This window comes from Pedobacter sp. (assembly GCF_035317785.1).
In the GTDB taxonomy this organism is placed as follows: domain Bacteria; phylum Bacteroidota; class Bacteroidia; order Sphingobacteriales; family Sphingobacteriaceae; genus Pedobacter.
The window spans coordinates 1-18044 of sequence record NZ_DATHGC010000345.1 but is presented as its reverse complement, the minus strand read 5'-3'; the positions used below and the strand labels follow the sequence as shown (position 1 = coordinate 18044).

Annotated in this window: 16 protein-coding genes; 8 read left to right on the top strand and 8 right to left on the bottom strand. The window is 44.3% G+C overall.

The features are described 5' to 3' along the window. From VK541_RS21765 to VK541_RS21730, 8 genes are all read right to left on the bottom strand, one after another. The coding region (locus tag VK541_RS21765) for a PKD-like domain-containing protein (protein WP_324372625.1) at positions 1 to 2648 on the bottom strand (2648 nt) is incomplete at its 3' end. A 136-nt stretch (positions 2649 to 2784) separates the two neighbouring features. Continuing rightward, positions 2785 to 4425, bottom strand: a complete 1641-nt coding sequence (groL, locus tag VK541_RS21760; RefSeq protein WP_324372624.1) for a chaperonin GroEL — start codon at positions 4423 to 4425, stop codon at positions 2785 to 2787. Positions 4426 to 4572: 147 nt separating this feature from the next. Then, a complete protein-coding gene (locus tag VK541_RS21755) occupies positions 4573 to 4863 on the bottom strand; it encodes a co-chaperone GroES (RefSeq protein ID WP_285059580.1) in 291 nt (96 codons plus the stop codon). Between the two features lie 225 nt (positions 4864 to 5088). Continuing rightward, positions 5089 to 5442, bottom strand: a complete 354-nt coding sequence (gene secG, locus VK541_RS21750; RefSeq protein ID WP_324372623.1) for a preprotein translocase subunit SecG — start codon at positions 5440 to 5442, stop codon at positions 5089 to 5091. 15 nt (positions 5443 to 5457) lie between these two features. Next, on the bottom strand, positions 5458 to 6543 hold the full coding sequence (locus VK541_RS21745) for a hypothetical protein (protein WP_324372621.1): 1086 nt from the start codon (positions 6541 to 6543) through the stop codon (positions 5458 to 5460). 33 nt (positions 6544 to 6576) lie between these two features. Continuing rightward, the gene (locus VK541_RS21740) at positions 6577 to 7092 is read right to left on the bottom strand and encodes an LptE family protein (protein WP_324372620.1); all 516 of its coding nucleotides are present in this window, start codon (positions 7090 to 7092) and stop codon (positions 6577 to 6579) included. 11 nt (positions 7093 to 7103) lie between these two features. Next, positions 7104 to 8339: a sigma 54-interacting transcriptional regulator gene (locus tag VK541_RS21735; RefSeq protein WP_324372618.1), complete on the bottom strand. Its 1236-nt coding sequence runs from the start codon at positions 8337 to 8339 to the stop codon at positions 7104 to 7106. A gap of 127 nt (positions 8340 to 8466) precedes the next feature. Further along, positions 8467 to 10002 carry a MiaB/RimO family radical SAM methylthiotransferase gene (locus tag VK541_RS21730; protein WP_324372617.1) on the bottom strand — a complete coding sequence of 512 codons (1536 nt, stop codon included), beginning with the start codon at positions 10000 to 10002 and terminating at the stop codon, positions 8467 to 8469. Between the two features lie 389 nt (positions 10003 to 10391). Between VK541_RS21730 and VK541_RS21725 the strand changes: the two genes are divergently transcribed. The 8 genes from VK541_RS21725 to VK541_RS21690 all read left to right on the top strand — a co-directional run. Beyond that, positions 10392 to 11198 carry a methyltransferase, TIGR04325 family gene (locus VK541_RS21725; protein WP_324372615.1) on the top strand — a complete coding sequence of 269 codons (807 nt, stop codon included), beginning with the start codon at positions 10392 to 10394 and terminating at the stop codon, positions 11196 to 11198. Next, the gene (locus VK541_RS21720) at positions 11191 to 12198 is read left to right on the top strand and encodes a glycosyl transferase (RefSeq protein ID WP_324372614.1); all 1008 of its coding nucleotides are present in this window, start codon (positions 11191 to 11193) and stop codon (positions 12196 to 12198) included. The genes VK541_RS21725 and VK541_RS21720 overlap by 8 nt, the downstream gene beginning before the upstream one ends. Further along, positions 12182 to 12568 (top strand): FdtA/QdtA family cupin domain-containing protein, encoded by a 387-nt coding sequence (locus tag VK541_RS21715; protein ID WP_324372613.1) that lies wholly within the window; start codon positions 12182 to 12184, stop codon positions 12566 to 12568. The genes VK541_RS21720 and VK541_RS21715 overlap by 17 nt, the downstream gene beginning before the upstream one ends. Before the next feature lie 3 nt (positions 12569 to 12571). Beyond that, positions 12572 to 13654 carry a DegT/DnrJ/EryC1/StrS family aminotransferase gene (locus tag VK541_RS21710; protein ID WP_324372612.1) on the top strand — a complete coding sequence of 361 codons (1083 nt, stop codon included), beginning with the start codon at positions 12572 to 12574 and terminating at the stop codon, positions 13652 to 13654. 56 nt (positions 13655 to 13710) lie between these two features. Further along, positions 13711 to 14193: a CHRD domain-containing protein gene (locus VK541_RS21705; RefSeq protein WP_324372611.1), complete on the top strand. Its 483-nt coding sequence runs from the start codon at positions 13711 to 13713 to the stop codon at positions 14191 to 14193. A gap of 1 nt (position 14194) precedes the next feature. Then, positions 14195 to 14818, top strand: coding sequence for an RNA polymerase sigma-70 factor (locus tag VK541_RS21700; RefSeq protein WP_324372610.1), 624 nt, complete (start codon positions 14195 to 14197; stop codon positions 14816 to 14818). Between the two features lie 11 nt (positions 14819 to 14829). After that, on the top strand, positions 14830 to 15831 hold the full coding sequence (locus tag VK541_RS21695; protein ID WP_324372609.1) for a FecR family protein: 1002 nt from the start codon (positions 14830 to 14832) through the stop codon (positions 15829 to 15831). Further along, positions 15812 to 18044: TonB-dependent receptor (locus VK541_RS21690; RefSeq protein WP_324372607.1), on the top strand; the 2233-nt coding region annotated here is incomplete at its 3' end. The genes VK541_RS21695 and VK541_RS21690, both read left to right, overlap by 20 nt.

Genomic DNA, 18044 nt, shown 5'->3' with positions numbered 1-18044 from the left:
GGTGCTGTACCGCTGTTGACCAGGATGTCATCGATCTGAGTAACCGTCGACAGCAGAAAAAGATTGTCCACATTGCCGGTGATCGTTGGTCCTGAAGCGACAGTGGACCACAGATATTTGGTGTTTGGAAGATTCGAACTGAGTACAATGGCCGTAAGATCACCGCTGCATATCGTGCTGTTTGCCGCCGCTGCCGTTAATACCGGATTGGGCGTAACGGTTACTGTAAGCTCAAAAGTTTCACCAATACAACCCGCAGACGAAGGTGTGATCCTGTACACAACTACCCCATTTGAAGTAGCACTCGTATTGGTCAGCAGGTCATTGATCTGGTTTCCGGAGCCGGTCGGTGCAAACCCGGAAACATTAGCCGAGCCTGTTGCTGTCCAGCTGAATGTGCTTCCTGAGACTGTGGACAGCGGGTTATAATCGACAGTATTGCCCGTACAAATGCGCTTTTCAGCCGGACTGGTCAGTGTATTTTGCGGATTGATGATGACCCTGGCAAACCCGTCAATGGTGTTGCAGGGAGCTTGCAGCGCAGTGGTAGCCCTCAGGATCAGATCGACCCGCCCTGCAGTACGTTCAGCAGGAGTTGGTGAGTAGGTCGCATTTAGCGCATTTCTGTCCGGTGTGAACGTACCGCCGCCGCCTACCCATGTATGGGAATTTACAGGCTCGTTTATTGAGCCGTTCAGGACGATGTCATCATTAAAGCAGATCGCCGGATAAACACCCCCGCCATTTACAGCAGGCGACTGTTGAAAGGTGATGGTTTGTGTTTTGGTCACACTGCTGCAGCCATTTTTGTGCGTCACAGATATGGTATAGGCCTTATATTCAGTAAAGTTAATGATCGGGTACTGCGATGTTGGGCCTGTGCCGCCTTCAAAAATAACTGCACCCCCGCTAACGGTCCAGATGTAGGTGTCCGGCCGGATCTCCTGTGTGCCGCTGAAAATGGTTCGTGTAGGGCCCGCAATGTCGTTAAATTCATAACTGGTCAGGTTACACAAAATAACATCCGGCGAAAGCACCGCCGTTGGTGCGCTGTTAATGACAATTGTCTGTTCTTCGCTCTCAAACGTACCGCAGGAAGGTGTAGTTATGGCTAATTTGATCTTGTAAATCCCCGGACTGGTAAAGTTAAACTCCGGCTCAAAGCTGTTCGCATTGCCGCTGGCATAAGTAAAAGCACCCCCCGTAATACTCCATTGATAAGTATTGCTGCTGCAGGTATTGTCGGTAAATGAAGTATTTGCAGGCTTTAGAGTTGCCGGGCTGCAAAGCGTTACGCCCGTACCTCCGTTCAAAGTAAAAGATGGTCTGGGCTGTTCCTGGATACATATTGACCGTTCGACCGCATCTGCCGGGCATTGCGCAGTGGTGCTTGAAGATTCCAGCCTTATGGTATGCGTGCCCGATGTGGTAAAAGCATAGGTCAGTGCAAAAGACCTCGGTTTATCCGCTTCAACAATATTGCCATCTATGTACCAGGTGTAAGTGACAATATTGTCAATACAGCCTGCGGAATTGGTGTTTGGGTTTTTACCCGGGTCAGAAGTATTGGTAAAGGTGATGTTGGCATTTAAACAGGAGCTGGCATCAAACGAAAAATTATTTACAGGTTTGGTAATGACCTTGGCTGTTGTTGAAATCGCTGTGCCCACATTCCCGCAGTATTGATTTTTTGCGGAGATATTTATGCCAAATGCGTTATACTCTGTAATGGCCCCTGATTGGAAGGTCTCCCCGCAGGAAGTAGTCGAATATGCATGACCGATCTTACTGGAATTGTTGCGGATGTCACACAGCGTATAGGCATCTTCCTGGCCATCTCCCCAGTTTATAACATAGGTGTTTCCGGGGAAATTATTTTTTATTCCATTAGTACCGTCAATATCTACCAAAAATTCGAGGGAGCCGCCCGGCAGGCACACTGTATTGGTCCCTTGCGTACTAAATGTAGTGAGCGCCCGGTTATTGACCAGCATATATGCCCTGGTCGCCACGCTTGCGTCAGGCATCACCGCTTTTACAAAAATGGTGTAATGTGCCAGCTGGGCCACAAACGACTTGATCTGGAAATTGAAAGAGATAGGAGTCGGAGGTCCGCCATTCAGTTCATCTGTGACAATAGCCGTTACTGTACTCCCGGCAGTAGATTCGTTGGTCAGGTTAAATGACTGGCTGTTGTTGATGCCGGAGCAAACCCCAAAAACTTCAGTACTTGTGCCCAGCAGTGTTGATGTTAGTTTTGCCTCGGCAAAACTGCCAGTCCTGATCTCAAATGCCGCAGATTCCGAACTTGTAAGTGCCGGAGTCGTCGATTTGATGCGTAGTTTATAACCCGTGCCGGGAATCGTACCTGCGGGGATTACCCCATTGACAAAAGTAGCGTAGAAGCCGTCGAAAGTGCCTATCCGGGTTTCTGTAGTAAAGCTGCCCGTTGCATCAGATAAATAAAGTTCAAAGACATTGCCAGGCCGTATACAGCTCGTGCTGCCGATGCTAAATAATGAAGTAATTGTAGAACCGGCGGAATATGGCCCCGGATCGGTGGAATTAATGGTGATTTGCTGCGCGGTTGCACAGGAAAAGCCAATAAACATGAAAATTGAGAGGAGCGCCGGCAGACGTTTTAACATAGATATACTTAGGGGTATATAAATGTATCATTTTTTTTACTTTTTTGAATAATCTTGTAGCGAAATACAATAAAATGAGAAAAGCCACAGATAAATCTATGGCTTTTCTCATTTTTTTCAGCGGGACCGGACGATATTACATCATTCCGCCCATGCCGCCGCCACCCATTGGAGGCATACCTGCACCTGCAGAAGCATCTTCAGGATCATCGGCCAACACCACTTCAGTAGTCAGCAGCATGGCTGCGATTGAAGCCGCATTTTCCAAAGCTACGCGACCAACTTTCGTAGGGTCAATAACTCCGGCAGCAATTAAATTCTCATATACATCAGTACGTGCGTTGTAGCCAAAGTCAGCTTTACCTTCTTTCACTTTTTGCACCACGATTGAACCTTCAATACCAGCATTCTGGCAGATCTGGCGCAAAGGCTCTTCAATAGCACGACGGATGATCTGGATACCAGTAGTTTCGTCATCATTGATGCCTTTCATGCCTTCCAATGCCTCGATAGCACGGATGAAAGCAACACCACCACCAGCTACGATACCTTCTTCAACCGCTGCACGGGTTGCATGAAGCGCATCGTCAACACGGTCCTTTTTCTCTTTCATTTCCACTTCAGAAGCCGCACCAACATAAAGAACAGCAACACCACCAGCCAATTTGGCAAGACGCTCCTGTAATTTTTCTTTATCGTAATCAGATGTAGTCGTCTCGATCTGAGCCTTGATCTGGTTAACGCGTGCTTTGATGTCTTCAGACTGGCCAGCGCCATTGATGATCGTAGTATTGTCTTTGTCAATAACCACTTTCTCAGCAGTACCTAAATAAGTAAGGTCAGCATTCTCTAATTTATAACCTCTTTCTTCCGAGATTACAGTACCACCAGTCAGGATAGCAATGTCTTCCAGCATAGCTTTACGACGGTCACCAAAACCAGGTGCTTTAACCGCAGCAACTTTCAGTGAACCACGGATCTTGTTCACTACCAAAGTAGCCAGCGCTTCACCATCTAAATCTTCAGCGATGATCAGCAAAGGTTTCCCTGTTTGCACTTGTTTTTCCAATACCGGCAGCAATTCTTTCATGTTGCTGATCTTTTTGTCATAGATCAAAATGTAAGGATTTTCTAATTCCACTTCCATTTTATCCGCATTGGTTACAAAATATGGAGACAAATAGCCACGGTCAAACTGCATACCTTCAACAGTTCTTACTTCAGTTTCAGTACCTTTTGCTTCTTCAACAGTGATTACACCATCTTTACCAACTTTGCCCATTGCCTCAGCGATCAAAGCCCCAATGATCTCGTCATTGTTGGCAGAGATGGCCGCAACTTGCTTGATCTTGTTGTTGTCTTCACCAACAGTTTGCGACTGCGCTTTCAGATTTTCAACAATAGCGGTAACCGCTTTGTCAATACCACGTTTCAAATCCATTGGATTTGCGCCGGCAGCAACGTTTTTAATACCTGCAGTAACAATAGCCTGGGCCAAAACAGTAGCAGTTGTGGTTCCGTCACCTGCAATGTCAGCAGTTTTAGAAGCCACTTCTTTAACCATTTGTGCGCCCATGTTTTCAATAGGGTCTTTCAGCTCAATTTCTTTTGCCACAGTTACACCATCCTTGGTGATAGAAGGTGAACCAAATTTTTTATCGATAATTACGTTACGACCTTTAGGTCCTAAAGTTACTTTTACTGCGTTGGCCAAAATGTCCACGCCTCTTTTCAGGGCGTCACGGGCTTCTACATTATATTTTACTTGTTTTGCCATTTTGTTTTTAGTAGTAAGTATCTAGTATTTAGTATCAAGACCTGTTGCCGATACTTACTGGATACTGTTGGTTTAAAAATTTTAATTGTTTTTTATTAGCTATTGATAGTCATATCCTGATACCTGATACTCATACCCTGATACTAACTAAGCGATGACTGCATAGATGTCAGTTTCGCGCATGATCAGGTAATCTTTACCTTCATATGGAAGCTCAGTGCCGCCATATTTGCCATAGATCACTACATCGCCTATTTTAACTGTTGGTTTTTTACCTTCTGAATCTTCTTCAGAAACTGATACCACAGTTCCTTTTGATGGTTTTTCTTTTGCAGTATCGGGAATATAGATTCCGGAAGCTGTCTTTTCTTCTGCCGCAGCAGGCTCAACAATAACTCTGTTTGCTGTTCCTGAAATGGGTTTAAGGTTTAAAGCCATAACTTGATATTAATTTATTTTTTAAGGTTTATATAAATATTGTAGTAGTTGCTACTCAGTTAAGCTGTATCAGTTTTTATGCCAAGCCTGCTTTGTTTGCCAAATTTACACTGCCTTGTCAGCTAATGGTTTGTGGCAAACTGCTTTTGTGTCAGAGTGGCAGAACATGAAAAAGCCCGGTAAGATATTCATTCTTACCGGGCTTTACAATATTTTGTGGATCGTTTACTTTTTTGTAGTGTCTGTAACCGGAGGAGGCGTATTTGCCGGAGCAGTTGCGCCGCCGCCAAGCGGAGAAGGACTAGGTATTTTGTCCAGTTGTTCCTGCATTTTAGAATCTGCAGCACCAGCTGATGGTCCGCCGGATTTAGAAATAGTAGTAATTGACAAGGTAAGTACTACAATCACTGCCAGTAAAACCCATGTGCCTTTTTCCAAAACATCACCGGTCCGCTGAACGCCAAACATATTGCTGCCGGACCCGCCTGTTGCCAGGCCGCCACCTTTAGGATTTTGTATCAAAACAAACAACGAAAGGGCAATACAAACAACAATTAATAGTATAATTAAAAAAAGCATATGAGGTTATAGTTATTAAATTTTCTTTTCTATCGATTGAATAAGGTCGGCAAAGTAACGGCTTTTTTCTGGAAACATCAAACTTAATTTTTCATAAGTCTCTATCGCCTTGTCGTAAAGCATTTGTTCTATATAAATTTTGGCCAGCGTTTCAGATACCATATCGCTATGGTCCTCTGCGCTTTTCCTGGCCTTGTTCTCATTGTTGATCTGTTCAGGCTTTGGCGGGCTGATTTGCGGCTCATTTTTAATGAAGCTTTCGATGATCTCATCTCCTTTTGAATTTCGCCTGAAACCGGAAGGAACGTATTCGCCGTTCTCCTCATCGCCAAAGACGCTCTGCATGTGAAATATATTCTCTACGTATTGCTGCTGGAGTTCGGCAGGCGCACTTTGACCTCCCGGATTGCCCGGCTGTACTGTCTTGTGCTGCTTAGGAGAAGCGTAAGGCTGAAAGATCTGCTGATGTTCTTTACGGGTTTTTGCCAGCCACCACAAAAAAGTATAAGGCAGTTTGTCGTCATCATACTTACTGATCACAGTTTCCTGTTCAAGGGCTGCCTGCTCAGAATATTCTTCGATCTGCGGTACTTCTCCGGAGACTTCTTCTACTTTAAAATTATCCTGAAAGGCAAAGAAATCCGTAGAAACAATATTTTCTAAAACAAGGTCATCTTCCGGTTCCCCGCGGTAATCTTCTATATTGATCTCGCCGATCTCCTCAAAGATTTCCTGCTCATCAACCTGTCCTTCGGGTTCAGCGTCAACTTCATCTATACCCGCTTCATCAAGAGATTCAGGTTCGTTTACAGCCGCATCGGTTGCGTATGAAACTACATTAAATTCAGTACGTGAAAGATTTTCAGGACTATGGATGATCTGGTAGAGCAGCTGCCCGCTGTTGTAGAGCGCTGCAGTAGCAAGCCCGGTACCCTGCTCAGCCTCCGCAGAAACAGCTTTTGCCAGTAAAAGATGCAGGGGCTGAAAATAAGGGTATTTCTCCGCAAGACCATTTAGCATCGCTTCGTCTTCCCTGCCGATGTTCTCAGGGTTTGCCATCAATGCTGCCAGCTGCTGTTTGGTATTTAGTTCCTGCTCCACGCTGCTAAGTTAATAATTGATCTCTATATTGACCTACCATTGTGCAAAAGCCCGGTTAAAAATATCTTCGGTCAATTGCGCGGTTACATCTTTAATTAAGACAGTTTCCTGGGCCTGTGGGCTTCCTGCAGGTCTGTAGTCTTTATAACGCTCAAACGATTGTTCAAAACTATGCTTAGGGTCGAGATTGTTCACATATTTAACACTTACGGTGATGGTAAGCCTGTTTGCACCTGACAATGGCTGACTGTTGCCCTGAGTCCCCCGGCTGTCCTGCAAAGCTACAGGGTTGATCGAATAACCGGTTATATTTCCTGAAAACACCGCATGCGCCTCATTTGGTGTAATGCTCAGACTGCTTTGATTTCGGATCCTGGTCTTGAGTTCCTCGGTAAACTGAGAGCTCAGTGAGGCTACAACCAGGGGAGCGTTGTTTTCAAAAACCGTTACATTAATAGTTTTCATCCCCTCCGGAATAGAAAAACCTTTAAAGCCGATCTGGCAACCCCCAAGGGTCAGTAAACAGATCAATATACCTACATATTTCATAGCCGGATTCATTATAAGTTCAGTTCCTTAATCTTTCTGTACAGTGTCCGCTCCGAAATCCCCAGCTCCTGTGCGGCAAATTTGCGCTTGCCCTTGTGTTTTTTCAGGGCCTTTTTGATCAGGTCAGATTCTTTGTCTATCAAAGATAAAGATTCTTCTACCTCCTCAGCTTCGTGCGTATAATTATAATCAACCGGGGCATTCTGGATCGGCTTTTTTATGGTAAAGGCAGAAAGCTCACCACTGCTGTTGCCCGGCTGCTCGATCTCCTGGTAAAGCTGGTTGATATAATGCGGGTTATCTTCAATGACATGCGCTGTATTTCCGCCGCTCTGAATGATCTCGGCTACCAGTTTTTTCAATTCCATCATGTCCTTTTTCATATCAAAAAGAACCTTGTAAAGAATGTCGCGCTCGGAAAAATCCTCTTTATTGCCACTAATGGCCATAGGCAGATTGGTAGCACTTTCATTCGGAATATAGTTCAGCAATGCTGCCGCGGTCACATTCCTGTCCTTTTCCAAAACGCAGATCTGCTCGGCTATATTTTTCAGCTGGCGCACATTGCCCGGCCAGCTGTAATTGCTCAGGATCTGTATCGCATCGGGTTCAAGCTGTATGCCCGGACTCCGGTATTTGTCACTAAAATCTGCGGAGAACTTCCTGAACAGCAGGTAAATGTCTTCTTTGCGCTCATGCAGGGCAGGAATGCGCAAAGGCACAGTATTTAACCTGTAGTACAGGTCTTCCCGGAATTTGCCGGATTTTACCCTGTTGTAGACATCTACATTGGTCGCCGCGATGATGCGTACATCTGTTTTTTGCACTTTGGATGAGCCTACCCTCAGGTATTCACCGCTTTCAAGGATCCTTAGTAAACGTGCCTGTGTGCCCAAAGGCAATTCTGCTACTTCATCGAGGAAAATAGTTCCCCCGTTTGCCACCTCAAAATAACCTTTGCGGGCCTCATGCGCACCCGTAAAAGAGCCTTTTTCGTGCCCGAACAGTTCAGAGTCAATCGTTCCTTCAGGTATTGCACCGCAGTTCACCGCAATAAAAGCGCCGTGTTTGCGTGCGCTCATCTGGTGGATAATGTGAGAAAAAACTTCTTTACCACTACCGCTTTCACCGGTGATCAATACGGACATATCTGTAGGAGAAACCTGTCTGGCTATATCTATCGCGCGGTTAAGCAGGGGAGACCCCCCAATTATTCCGAAGCGGTTTTTAATATCTTGTATATCCATGTATACTTCTTTAATATTTTGTGCGTCATTGCGAGGAGGAACAACGAAGCAATCTCATCAGGATAGTGGATATGAGATTGCTTCGTCGCTGCGCTTCCCTCGCAATGACGAAATGGTTAATCATTTCTTAAACAACTCTGCCTATCAAAGTAGCCGATGTGCAGCGTTCTATATAAACATTTGCATATTCCCCAGCCTTTACCCCATCTGCTGCCGGGAATACCACCATTGCATTTTCATCATTACGTCCTCTGTATTCCTGGTCTGACTTTTTAGAAAACCCCTCAATCAGCACTTTAACGGTTTTTCCAACAAATTCTTGCAGACAGGCTAAAGAATCTTCCTGTTGTTTCTTAAATATTTCGGCTAGACGACGGGATTTAACATCTTCGGGGACATCGTCTTTATATTTGCGGGCGGCTAACGTACCCGGGCGCTCCGAATAAGAGAAAGTATAAGCAAAATTATACCTGGCATAGTCCATAATGCTCAGGGTATCCTGATGCTCTTCTTCGGTTTCGGTACAAAATCCTGCAATGATATCAGCTGAAATCGCACAGCCGGGAATAATGCGCCGGATGGCATCAATCCTGTTCATGTACCATTCACGGGTATAAGTACGGTTCATCAGGGCCAGAATCCTGGAATTTCCTGATTGTACAGGCAGGTGGATATAATTACAAATGTTATTGTATTTTTTGATCGTATACAAAACCTCATCCGTAATGTCTTTTGGATGTGAAGTAGAAAAGCGCACCCTTAAATCAGGATTAATTTCGGCTACCATGGCCAGTAACTGTGCAAAGTTTACATCTGCGTTGCCCAGCCCGGCTTTTAAACGATGCGCAGGCAATTCACTTTCCCGGCTCAAAGCATCCAATAAGGCGTCACCGGTTAAGGTATTCAGATCATCGGCTAAGTCATTGTTTGCAGGTTTTTCGGCTTTCGGCTGGCTCCACTGGTAAGAATCAACATTCTGGCCCAGTAAAGTGATTTCCCTGTAACCCCTTTCAAACAAATCCCTCGCCTCCGCTAAAATAGAATGCGGATCACGGCTCCTTTCCCTGCCTCTTGTAAAAGGTACCACACAGAAAGAGCACATGTTGTCACAGCCCCTCATGATAGAGATAAATGCCGTAATCCCATTACCGTTCAGACGTACCGGGCTGATGTCTGCATAGGTTTCCTCGCGTGAAAGCAATACATTGATCGCTTTTTGTCCGCTTTCTACTTCGGCAAGCAATTGCGGCAATTCCCGGTAGGCATCGGGGCCAACCACTACATCCACCAATTTTTCCTCTTCCAGAAATTTAGCTTTGAGACGCTCGGCCATGCAGCCGAGTACACCCACGATCAGTTTCGGGTTTCTGCGTTTCTCTACACCAAACTGCGACAGCCGGTTGCGTACGCGCTGCTCTGCATTTTCTCGGATCGAGCAGGTATTGATGAATACGACATCAGCCTCTTTATAGTCGCCCGTGGTTTCAAATCCCTGGTCAAATAATATGGATGCAACAATCTCACTGTCGGCAAAGTTCATCTGGCAACCGTAACTTTCAATATATAGTTTACGCCCATTCCGTACCAAAGGAGTCTCAACGACCAGTGCCTCTCCCTGGCGTGCTTCATCATGTGTCTTGTCTGTCAGCTGTAAATCAATCATAAAACGGTTACCTAGTTATTGGGGCTTCAAAAATACAAAAATTAATTTGTAAATGACAAATTGGCAGAGTGTATCTGATTGTCGATCCCTAAAAAATCTAGACCGATTTCACTAATGTCTCCATATGAGTTCTATTTCGGTTCTCACTGTGTGCAGGGTGAGTGCACCCTGAGTCCACGGTGAGTGCACCTTTTCTCTAGAAAAAGGTGCACTCACCGCGCAGATGCTGCTGAGTTGGGCTGTAGTCAGTGAGAACGGAAATACAACTCCTATAAAAACCAGGCATTTCTCAGGATTATACAGCTTCATTTTTTTTTACAATAAACTAATAATTATATAGGACTTTCTAAACTTTTTCTTGTCCTGTATGCATCGAACTGAAATAATATATGTTTAAAAAACTACTCTCGTCTAAAAAAAAACCAAAGGATAAATATGGGTGGTTCGGAGATTATACATCATGGGCAAAGGCAAGCTCAGAAGCTGGAGGATATGATGAACATATTATATTGGAAAGAACCACTAACGCGCTGTTGAAAGTGAAGAGCGGCGAAGCTGTCTATGAGCGTGATTCGGTTATTTTCGACCAAAAGGAGATTCCTTATGCGTTAATGTCTTTTTTGATGCTGAGTGCCACTTTGAAAAAGAGGCCTTTAAATGTGCTTGATTTTGGAGGCTCACTAGGCAGCACCTATTACCAGATCAAGGACCTTTTGCCTGAGGAAACCTGCGCAAGCTGGAACATTGTAGAGCAGGAGCACTACGTGACCTCCGGGAAGGCAAATTTTGAGGATGAGACATTGAAATTTTACAGTTCGATAGATAGCTGCTTCGAAAAAAAAAAAATAGATTTCATTTTGCTTTCAGGTTCAGTCCAATACTTAAAGGATCCGCATGTTTTTCTGGAAAAACTCGCCGGGTATGATTTTGATTTTATCCTGTTTGACAGGACTGCTTTTAACAATGCGACAAACGACAGGCTTACCTTACAGGTTGTCCCGCCTGAAATATACCCGGCATCATATCCTGCATGGTTTTTTCATAAAGAGTTTTTTTTGAGTCATTTCTCTGACCGCTACAAGGTAGTGGCAGAATTCCCTTCTTATGTAGAAGGAGAAGCTGTAATGTTTATAGACGACAGACCCCAGGGAACCAATAAAGGGTTTTACTTAGTTAATTCATCAAAATATGATTAAATTCTGCACCTTATTCAACACAATGTACCTGTCCAGGGGTCTGGCCATGTACCATTCTCTGGAAGAAAAATGCGATGCGTTCCACCTGTACATCATTGCATTTGACAAACATTGTTTTGATGTCCTGAACAGGCTCAGACTGCCTTATGCTACCATCATCAGTCTAAAACAGTTTGAAAACGAGCGGCTTCTGGCCGTGAAATCTGAAAGGACACCTGGTGAATATTGCTGGACCTGCGCCTCTTCTGCCATCAAGTACTGTCTGGAAACCTATGATCTGGACCATTGTACTTATGTAGACGCAGATCTGATGTTTTTTAGCGATCCGGCGGTGCTGATTGACGAGATGGGCGAGAAATCTGTGCTCATTACCGAGCACCGGTTTACCAAAAGGTATGATCAGTCGGCCAGCAGCGGCATCTACTGCGTGCAGTTTATGACATTCAAAAACACAGCCGCAGGACTTGAGGTGCTCAACTGGTGGATAGATAAGTGCATAGCATGGTGCTTTAACCAGTTCGAAGACGGAAAATTTGGAGATCAAAAATATCTTGACGATTGGCATAACAGGTTCAATACTGTTCATGTGCTGAAACATCTGGGGGGTGGCGTTGCCCCCTGGAATGTTCAGCAGTATGCTTTTAGAAACAGTGGCGAATCAGTGAAGGGAAAAGATCAGGCAAGCGGCAATTCGTTTGAGCTGGTTTTTTTCCATTATCATGGATTTCATTATACGCTCAATAACAGCTATAGCTTGTCCGATAAAAATTATACACTGGCAAGGAACCCGGTCAAACACATTTACAGGCCATACATTGATGCGCTTTCGAAGGCTGAACAGGTGATCAATATGGTAAATCAGCATGGCCCTTCACATGAACTCACCGATGACATTCAATGGATAAAGGCGGTTCCCGGCCGGGCGATCTTATTCTTTTTACGTGGTTATTATAAAAATTTTTACAAGAAAAATGCATTAACCTATGGCTTCCTTAATTAACCTGAAAACATTTACTGATCCTCGCGGCAATCTGACAGTTATTGAAAAGGTAGTGCCTTTTGACATCAAAAGGATCTTTTATATCTATGGTGTCGATGAAAGTGAAAGAGGCGGTCACAGACATGTGGAAACCATTCAGGCCGCTATTTGCATCCGTGGACATTGTATTATTTACAATAATAACGGCAGCGGCGAATCCAGCTTCGTGCTGGACTCACCGGACAAATGTCTGATTATTAGCCCCGAAGACTGGCATACCATGCACAGCTTTAGTGAGGATGCTATTTTAATGGTACTTGCTTCAGAATACTTTGATGCCAAAGATTACATACACACCCCATACCCGATGCATTTAAATGTTGCAGTATAACTTATGATAGAGTATGAAAATCTGTTTCTGCTGAACCAGCAATTTATGGCGGGCTATAAGGAAAGTTTTTCGGATAGCCTGGATAAGGGCTGGTTTATACTTGGGAATAAAGTAAGCACTTTTGAAACGGAGTTTGCTGCCTATTGCGGGGGAAAATACTGTGCCGGCCTTGCTTCCGGTCTCGATGCCCTGGTGCTTGCGCTGAAATATTTTGATTTTCCGGAAGGTTCAGAAGTTATCGTTCCGTCCAATACCTATATCGCTACAATTCTGGCGATCTACAATAACGGACTGGTGCCGGTTCTAATAGAGCCGGATATCCATACTTATAATATTGATCCCTTAAAAATTGAGGCAGCGGTAACCTCAAAAACCAAAGCGGTCATGGTTGTTCATCTGTACGGCAAGTCCTGTGATATGGGTGCGGTTATGCAGATCGCTGACCTCAATGGACTTCGGGTAATTGAAGATTGCGCGCAATCTCACGGAGCAAGCTTCAAAGGAAAAAAGACGGGTACCTTTGGTGATTTTGGGGCATTTAGTTTTTACCCGACAAAAAATCTTGGCGCACTGGGTGACGGGGGTGCACTGATCGCTTCGGAACCGGAAATGATCGCGAAGATAAAAGCCATGCGCAATTATGGATGCCATGAAAAGTATTATAACAACTATATCGGCATCAATTCGAGACTGGATGAGATCCAGGCCGGCTTCCTTTCCCTTAAGCTGGAGTTTTTGGATCAGATCAATGCTCATAAACAAAAACTGGCCAAGCTTTACCAGGAAGGATTAAAAGACGATTTTATTAAACCGGTTATACATCCGGATTATGAAGATGTATACCACATTTACACAGTAAGACACCCTGAAAGGGACAGGCTGAGAGCTCATTTGCTGAAAAATAATATAAAAACGGAGATCCATTATCCGGTACCTCCACATCATCAACAAGCATTAAAGACCAGGCTAAAAGGGGCCTATCCAATATCAGAAACCATACATCGGACCACTTTGAGTCTGCCGGTGTCCTATTGCCATACGCCAATGCAAATTGCCCGGGTAATTGATGTCATGAACGCATTTTAACCGGCGGTGATAATATGTTAGAATTTAGTATTTTAGCCCTTCGTTAAAATACTTAAATGAGTAACCGTATAGCCAAGGGATTTGTACCGCAAATCGTAGTTTTGTTCGTCTTGTGCTGCTTTGCCTGTAAAAAAGGCCTGGTTGCCGGAGAAGCCCGGATAAAACCTCCGGTAAGGGAATATATTGTGATCGCCAGAATAGATAAAAAGGGGACAAACAGTAATTCTGAAGGCACAGCAGTTTTGAATGGCTACTATAATGAGGAGTCAAAGTCGCTGAGTTATTCCCTGGAATACAAAAATGTAATACCTCAGATGATTACCCTTCGGAGCGGAGCTAAAGGGTCGGCGGGTTCTTTTATAAAAGAGCTGTACAGCCGGGAAAAAGAACATCCGGCAACAGATAAGCCGATTGCCGGATCATTGACATTGAGTCCGCTTCAGGAGCGAAATCTCTTGAAAGGACAGTGGTTTGTTGCGGTAAATACCACAAGTATGAGTCCGGAGATATCGGGAGTCCTTATCTTAAAGCAGAAATAGTGTGGAGGAAAAGGCAGTGCAGCAGATGCAATTAACAGAAGAGGACAGAGGCCTTCTGCAGGCGATCATTGATCGCGATAAAAAGGTTTTTGAACTGTTCTATAAAAAATATTACAGGCAGCTGTTTGCCGTAGCTTACAGATATGCGGGGCAGGCTCAGGCTGCAGAAGAAGTAGTGCATGATGTTTTTATCACCATATGGAATAAGGCAGATCAGTTAAATATTCAGTACTCAATGAAAAGTTATTTGTTCAGATCGGTGGTGAACTCCTCGCTAAACCTCATCAAAAAAGAAAAGATTGATGCGGAGCAGCGTGCGAAATACCTTTCTGTACATCAGGGAGAGCTTGGTGATGAAGATGAAGCCCGCAGGGACGCAGAAGAAGCCATGCTAAAAAGACTGGAGGAGGCCCTTACCATGCTGCCCGAAAGGTGCAGGCAGGTGATGTACCTTAGCCGGTTTGGTAAACTGAAACAGAAGGAGATAGCCGAGCAGATGAATATTTCGATCAAAACAGTAAAAAATCATTTAACATATGGCTTCCAGAAACTCAGAGAACACTTAGAAAACAATAAAAAAGTAATCATACAGTTATTCATCCTTTTCACTCTTAACGCCCTCTAACCATTACCATTATGGAAAAATCCGGAACAAACGAAGAACTGATTTATTCCCTGATCATAGATGATCTGGAACAAACCATTTCTGACGCTGACAAACAGTTATTGGAGGAATGGAGAAGAACGGCAGAAATCAATGAAAAATTTTATCAGGATTTTGCTGATGTACAGCTGAACATCGAGAAGCTGTACCATAAAAATGGATTCGATCCCCAGCTTTCCTGGAATACCCTGAACAATAAACTGGAGCTGCAGGCGGATGTGGAATTGTTGGAAGAACCAAAACACAAAAGCAGCATCAGCCTGTGGTTCAAGGTAGCTGCTGCGGTGCTGGTGATTGTTTCGGTAGGTTATTATTTTATGCTCGGCAGTAAATATGTAGTGGTGAGCACTACGCAAAGCGATGTGGTTTCCCGGGTGATCCTGCCCGATGGAACTGAGCTGAGCCTGAATGCCGGTACCATCATAAAATACGATAAGGAGAATTTTAACGCTGACCGCAAGCTGGTACTGGAGCGGGGTGAAGTTTTCATCCAGGTGAGCAAACACAAGGGCAGCCAGTTCAGGATAGATCTTGGAGATGTTGAGGCCAGGGATATAGGTACCAGCTTCAATGTGGTGAAAAACGAAGCTCAGGCGTCGGTGATCGTTGAAGAGGGAAAGGTCGCTATGAAGCACCGCATTGCCGGTGAGCAGGTATTGCTGACTCCTGGTATGCTCGGCGTTTATAATACAGAGACTAAGCAGCTGAGCAGGATGAACAATACTGATCCTAATTATAAAGCCTGGGTAGATAAGAAATTTATATTCCATGAGATGCCTTTTGAGCAGGTCGCTGCACAGTTAAAAAAAGTATATAAAATGCCGCTGATCATTAAGGGAGATGACCTTAAGTCAAGGAAATTAACCGCGAAACTACATTATCAAACTTTAGACAGCGTACTTGAAGTAATTTCTGCATCTTTACAATGTAAGTTAGTTAAGGAGCAGAATGTTTATGTTTTATCGGCCAATTAATAGACTATATCTCTTATTAACACTATTTCTTCCGCTCTTATTTAGCAATGTCCTGTTTGCACAGCAAACAGATCCGCGAAAGCGTGCCTATACCATCAATCTTCCCGCCGACTCTTTGATCAGAACATTGCAAAGACTGGAACAGCGAACGGGCAATAACTTTGCATTTGATCCGGATCAGCTCCGTTTAAAAAAGACAACGGGTTACCGGTTTGTTCAGACACCGCTTGAAACCATTCTTTCAAGGGTGCTTTTTGGTACGGGCCTCCGTTTTAAACTGGTGGGCAATGATATTGTCATCATCCCCGATAAGCCTGAGATCCGGACCATACACGGCCATATCAGGGATAAATTCAACGGTGAGGAGCTCATTGGGGCTACGGTTCAGATTCCGGGACTTGAGGCAGGTGTGATCACCAATCAATATGGGTTTTATTCGATTTCGGTGCCGGAGGGAAATTACGAGATCTTTGTCTCTCATTCCGGATATCAGACGCTGCAAAAGATGGTTCGCCTGGACAAGGACATACAGGAAGAAATGGAGCTTTTAATGCAGCCACACATATTGGAAGAGGTAGTCATCAAACCCTCCAATTTGACGCCAAACCCGATACTGCTCAATGAACAGAATTTTACGGCGAAACAATTGAGCTATGCCTCGTATTACGCCGGGGAAACCGATGTGATGAAGAGGTTACAAATGCAGAACGGCATAAAAGCAATTACAGAAGGCAGTTCCGGTTTATTTGTAAGAGGCGGGAATTCTGATCAAAACCTGATCTTGCTGGACGAGGCGATAGTTTATAATCCATCACATTTATATGGACTGGTTTCGGTATTTAATTCTGATGCGGTAAACAACCTCCAGGTATACCGGGATTATATGCCGGCCAATTTTGGGGGCAGGTTGTCTTCGGTGATTGTAAACCGGATGGCCGAAGGAAACAGTAAAGAATACCACATCAATGGCGGTGTGAATTTCATGTCTGCAAGGATAGCCGCAGAGGGGCCGATCGTAAAGGACAGGGGTTCTTTTATCGTCGCCTATCGCCGAAGTCTGCTGGATGTTTTTCAAAGCAGGTTTAAACTGTTCAATCCGAACTCTATCTATTATGACATCAACGCGAAAGCGAATTTTAAACTGAACAATGACAACAGTATATTTTACTCCATTTATGTAGGCAAGGACAACCTGCTTTCTGAAAACTCCTATACCAACAACTGGGGAAATCTAACCTCGACATTTCGATGGAATCACATATTTAGCTCAAGAGTATTTTTGAACGTGTCTGCCATTTACAGCAATTACAGCAACCTGCTGGATCTCAATGCGGATACGCTTTCTCAAAAAAGCCAGTGGAGAACAGGGATAAAAGACTTGACATTAAAGGCAGATTATACCTATTACAGGAGTCCGAGTAACCAGATGAAGTTCGGGCTCTCAGGGATCTATCACCAGTTTATTCCGGGAGAAATGAATGATGAGAATGATTTTGAATTTAACATATCCAGGGACAAATCAGTTGAAGCGGCCATTTATTATACCCAGCAAATAGATCTCGGCAAGTCATTTGAGCTGAACTATGGACTTAGGGTCGGGGTTTTCAGAAATGCGGAAGAGAAACGGAATGTTTACGATGAAAATGGCAACCTCCTTAAAAAGTACGACATTAAAACTTTTGTCAATCCTGAGCCGAGGATCAATATCAGTTATCTGCCAAGCCCTGACCAGCGGGTATTCCTCACCTACAACCTCAATTTTCAATACCTGCAGCTCATACAAAACAGTACCCTGGCTTTTTCATCTCTGGAACCCTGGGTGCCGGCATCGGCAGCTATCAAACCACAATATGCCAACCACTTCTCAGTGGGATACCGGTTTGCTCCCGGCAGCCTGGCCTTCCTGGCAAATGCTTATTATAAGAAATTGTCCAATCAGCTGGATCTGATCGGACATGCACAAATCATCAGAAATCCGGCGGTAAGGAGTCAGCTAAGGGCCGGAACATCAAATGCTTATGGCTTGGAAATGGAAATAACCAAGGCTGAAGGCAGATTTTCGGGCACACTTGCTTACAGTTATTCCCGTGTTTTCAGAAAGATTGCCGGCATTAATTTTGGAAACAGGTTTGTGGCCAATTATGACATCCCGCATGAGCTGAAACTGACGGGGAAATTTGACCTGAACAGCAAATTCTCTTTCCAGTCGTTCT

Excerpts from the sequence above, each read along its gene's own strand:
- VK541_RS21710 (WP_324372612.1), top strand. The coding sequence starts at position 12,572 with ATGATAGAGTATGAAAATCTGTTTCTGCTGAACCAGCAATTTATGGCG.
- VK541_RS21715 (WP_324372613.1), top strand. The coding sequence starts at position 12,182 with ATGGCTTCCTTAATTAACCTGAAAACATTTACTGATCCTCGCGGCAAT.
- secG (WP_324372623.1), bottom strand. The coding sequence starts at position 5,442 with ATGCTTTTTTTAATTATACTATTAATTGTTGTTTGTATTGCCCTTTCG.
- VK541_RS21755 (WP_285059580.1), bottom strand. The coding sequence starts at position 4,863 with ATGGCTTTAAACCTTAAACCCATTTCAGGAACAGCAAACAGAGTTATT.
- VK541_RS21720 (WP_324372614.1), top strand. The coding sequence starts at position 11,191 with ATGATTAAATTCTGCACCTTATTCAACACAATGTACCTGTCCAGGGGT.
- VK541_RS21705 (WP_324372611.1), top strand. The coding sequence starts at position 13,711 with ATGAGTAACCGTATAGCCAAGGGATTTGTACCGCAAATCGTAGTTTTG.
- VK541_RS21740 (WP_324372620.1), bottom strand. The coding sequence starts at position 7,092 with ATGAAATATGTAGGTATATTGATCTGTTTACTGACCCTTGGGGGTTGC.
- VK541_RS21725 (WP_324372615.1), top strand. The coding sequence starts at position 10,392 with ATGTTTAAAAAACTACTCTCGTCTAAAAAAAAACCAAAGGATAAATAT.
- VK541_RS21730 (WP_324372617.1), bottom strand. The coding sequence starts at position 10,002 with ATGATTGATTTACAGCTGACAGACAAGACACATGATGAAGCACGCCAG.
- VK541_RS21695 (WP_324372609.1), top strand. The coding sequence starts at position 14,830 with ATGGAAAAATCCGGAACAAACGAAGAACTGATTTATTCCCTGATCATA.
- groL (WP_324372624.1), bottom strand. The coding sequence starts at position 4,425 with ATGGCAAAACAAGTAAAATATAATGTAGAAGCCCGTGACGCCCTGAAA.
- VK541_RS21735 (WP_324372618.1), bottom strand. The coding sequence starts at position 8,339 with ATGGATATACAAGATATTAAAAACCGCTTCGGAATAATTGGGGGGTCT.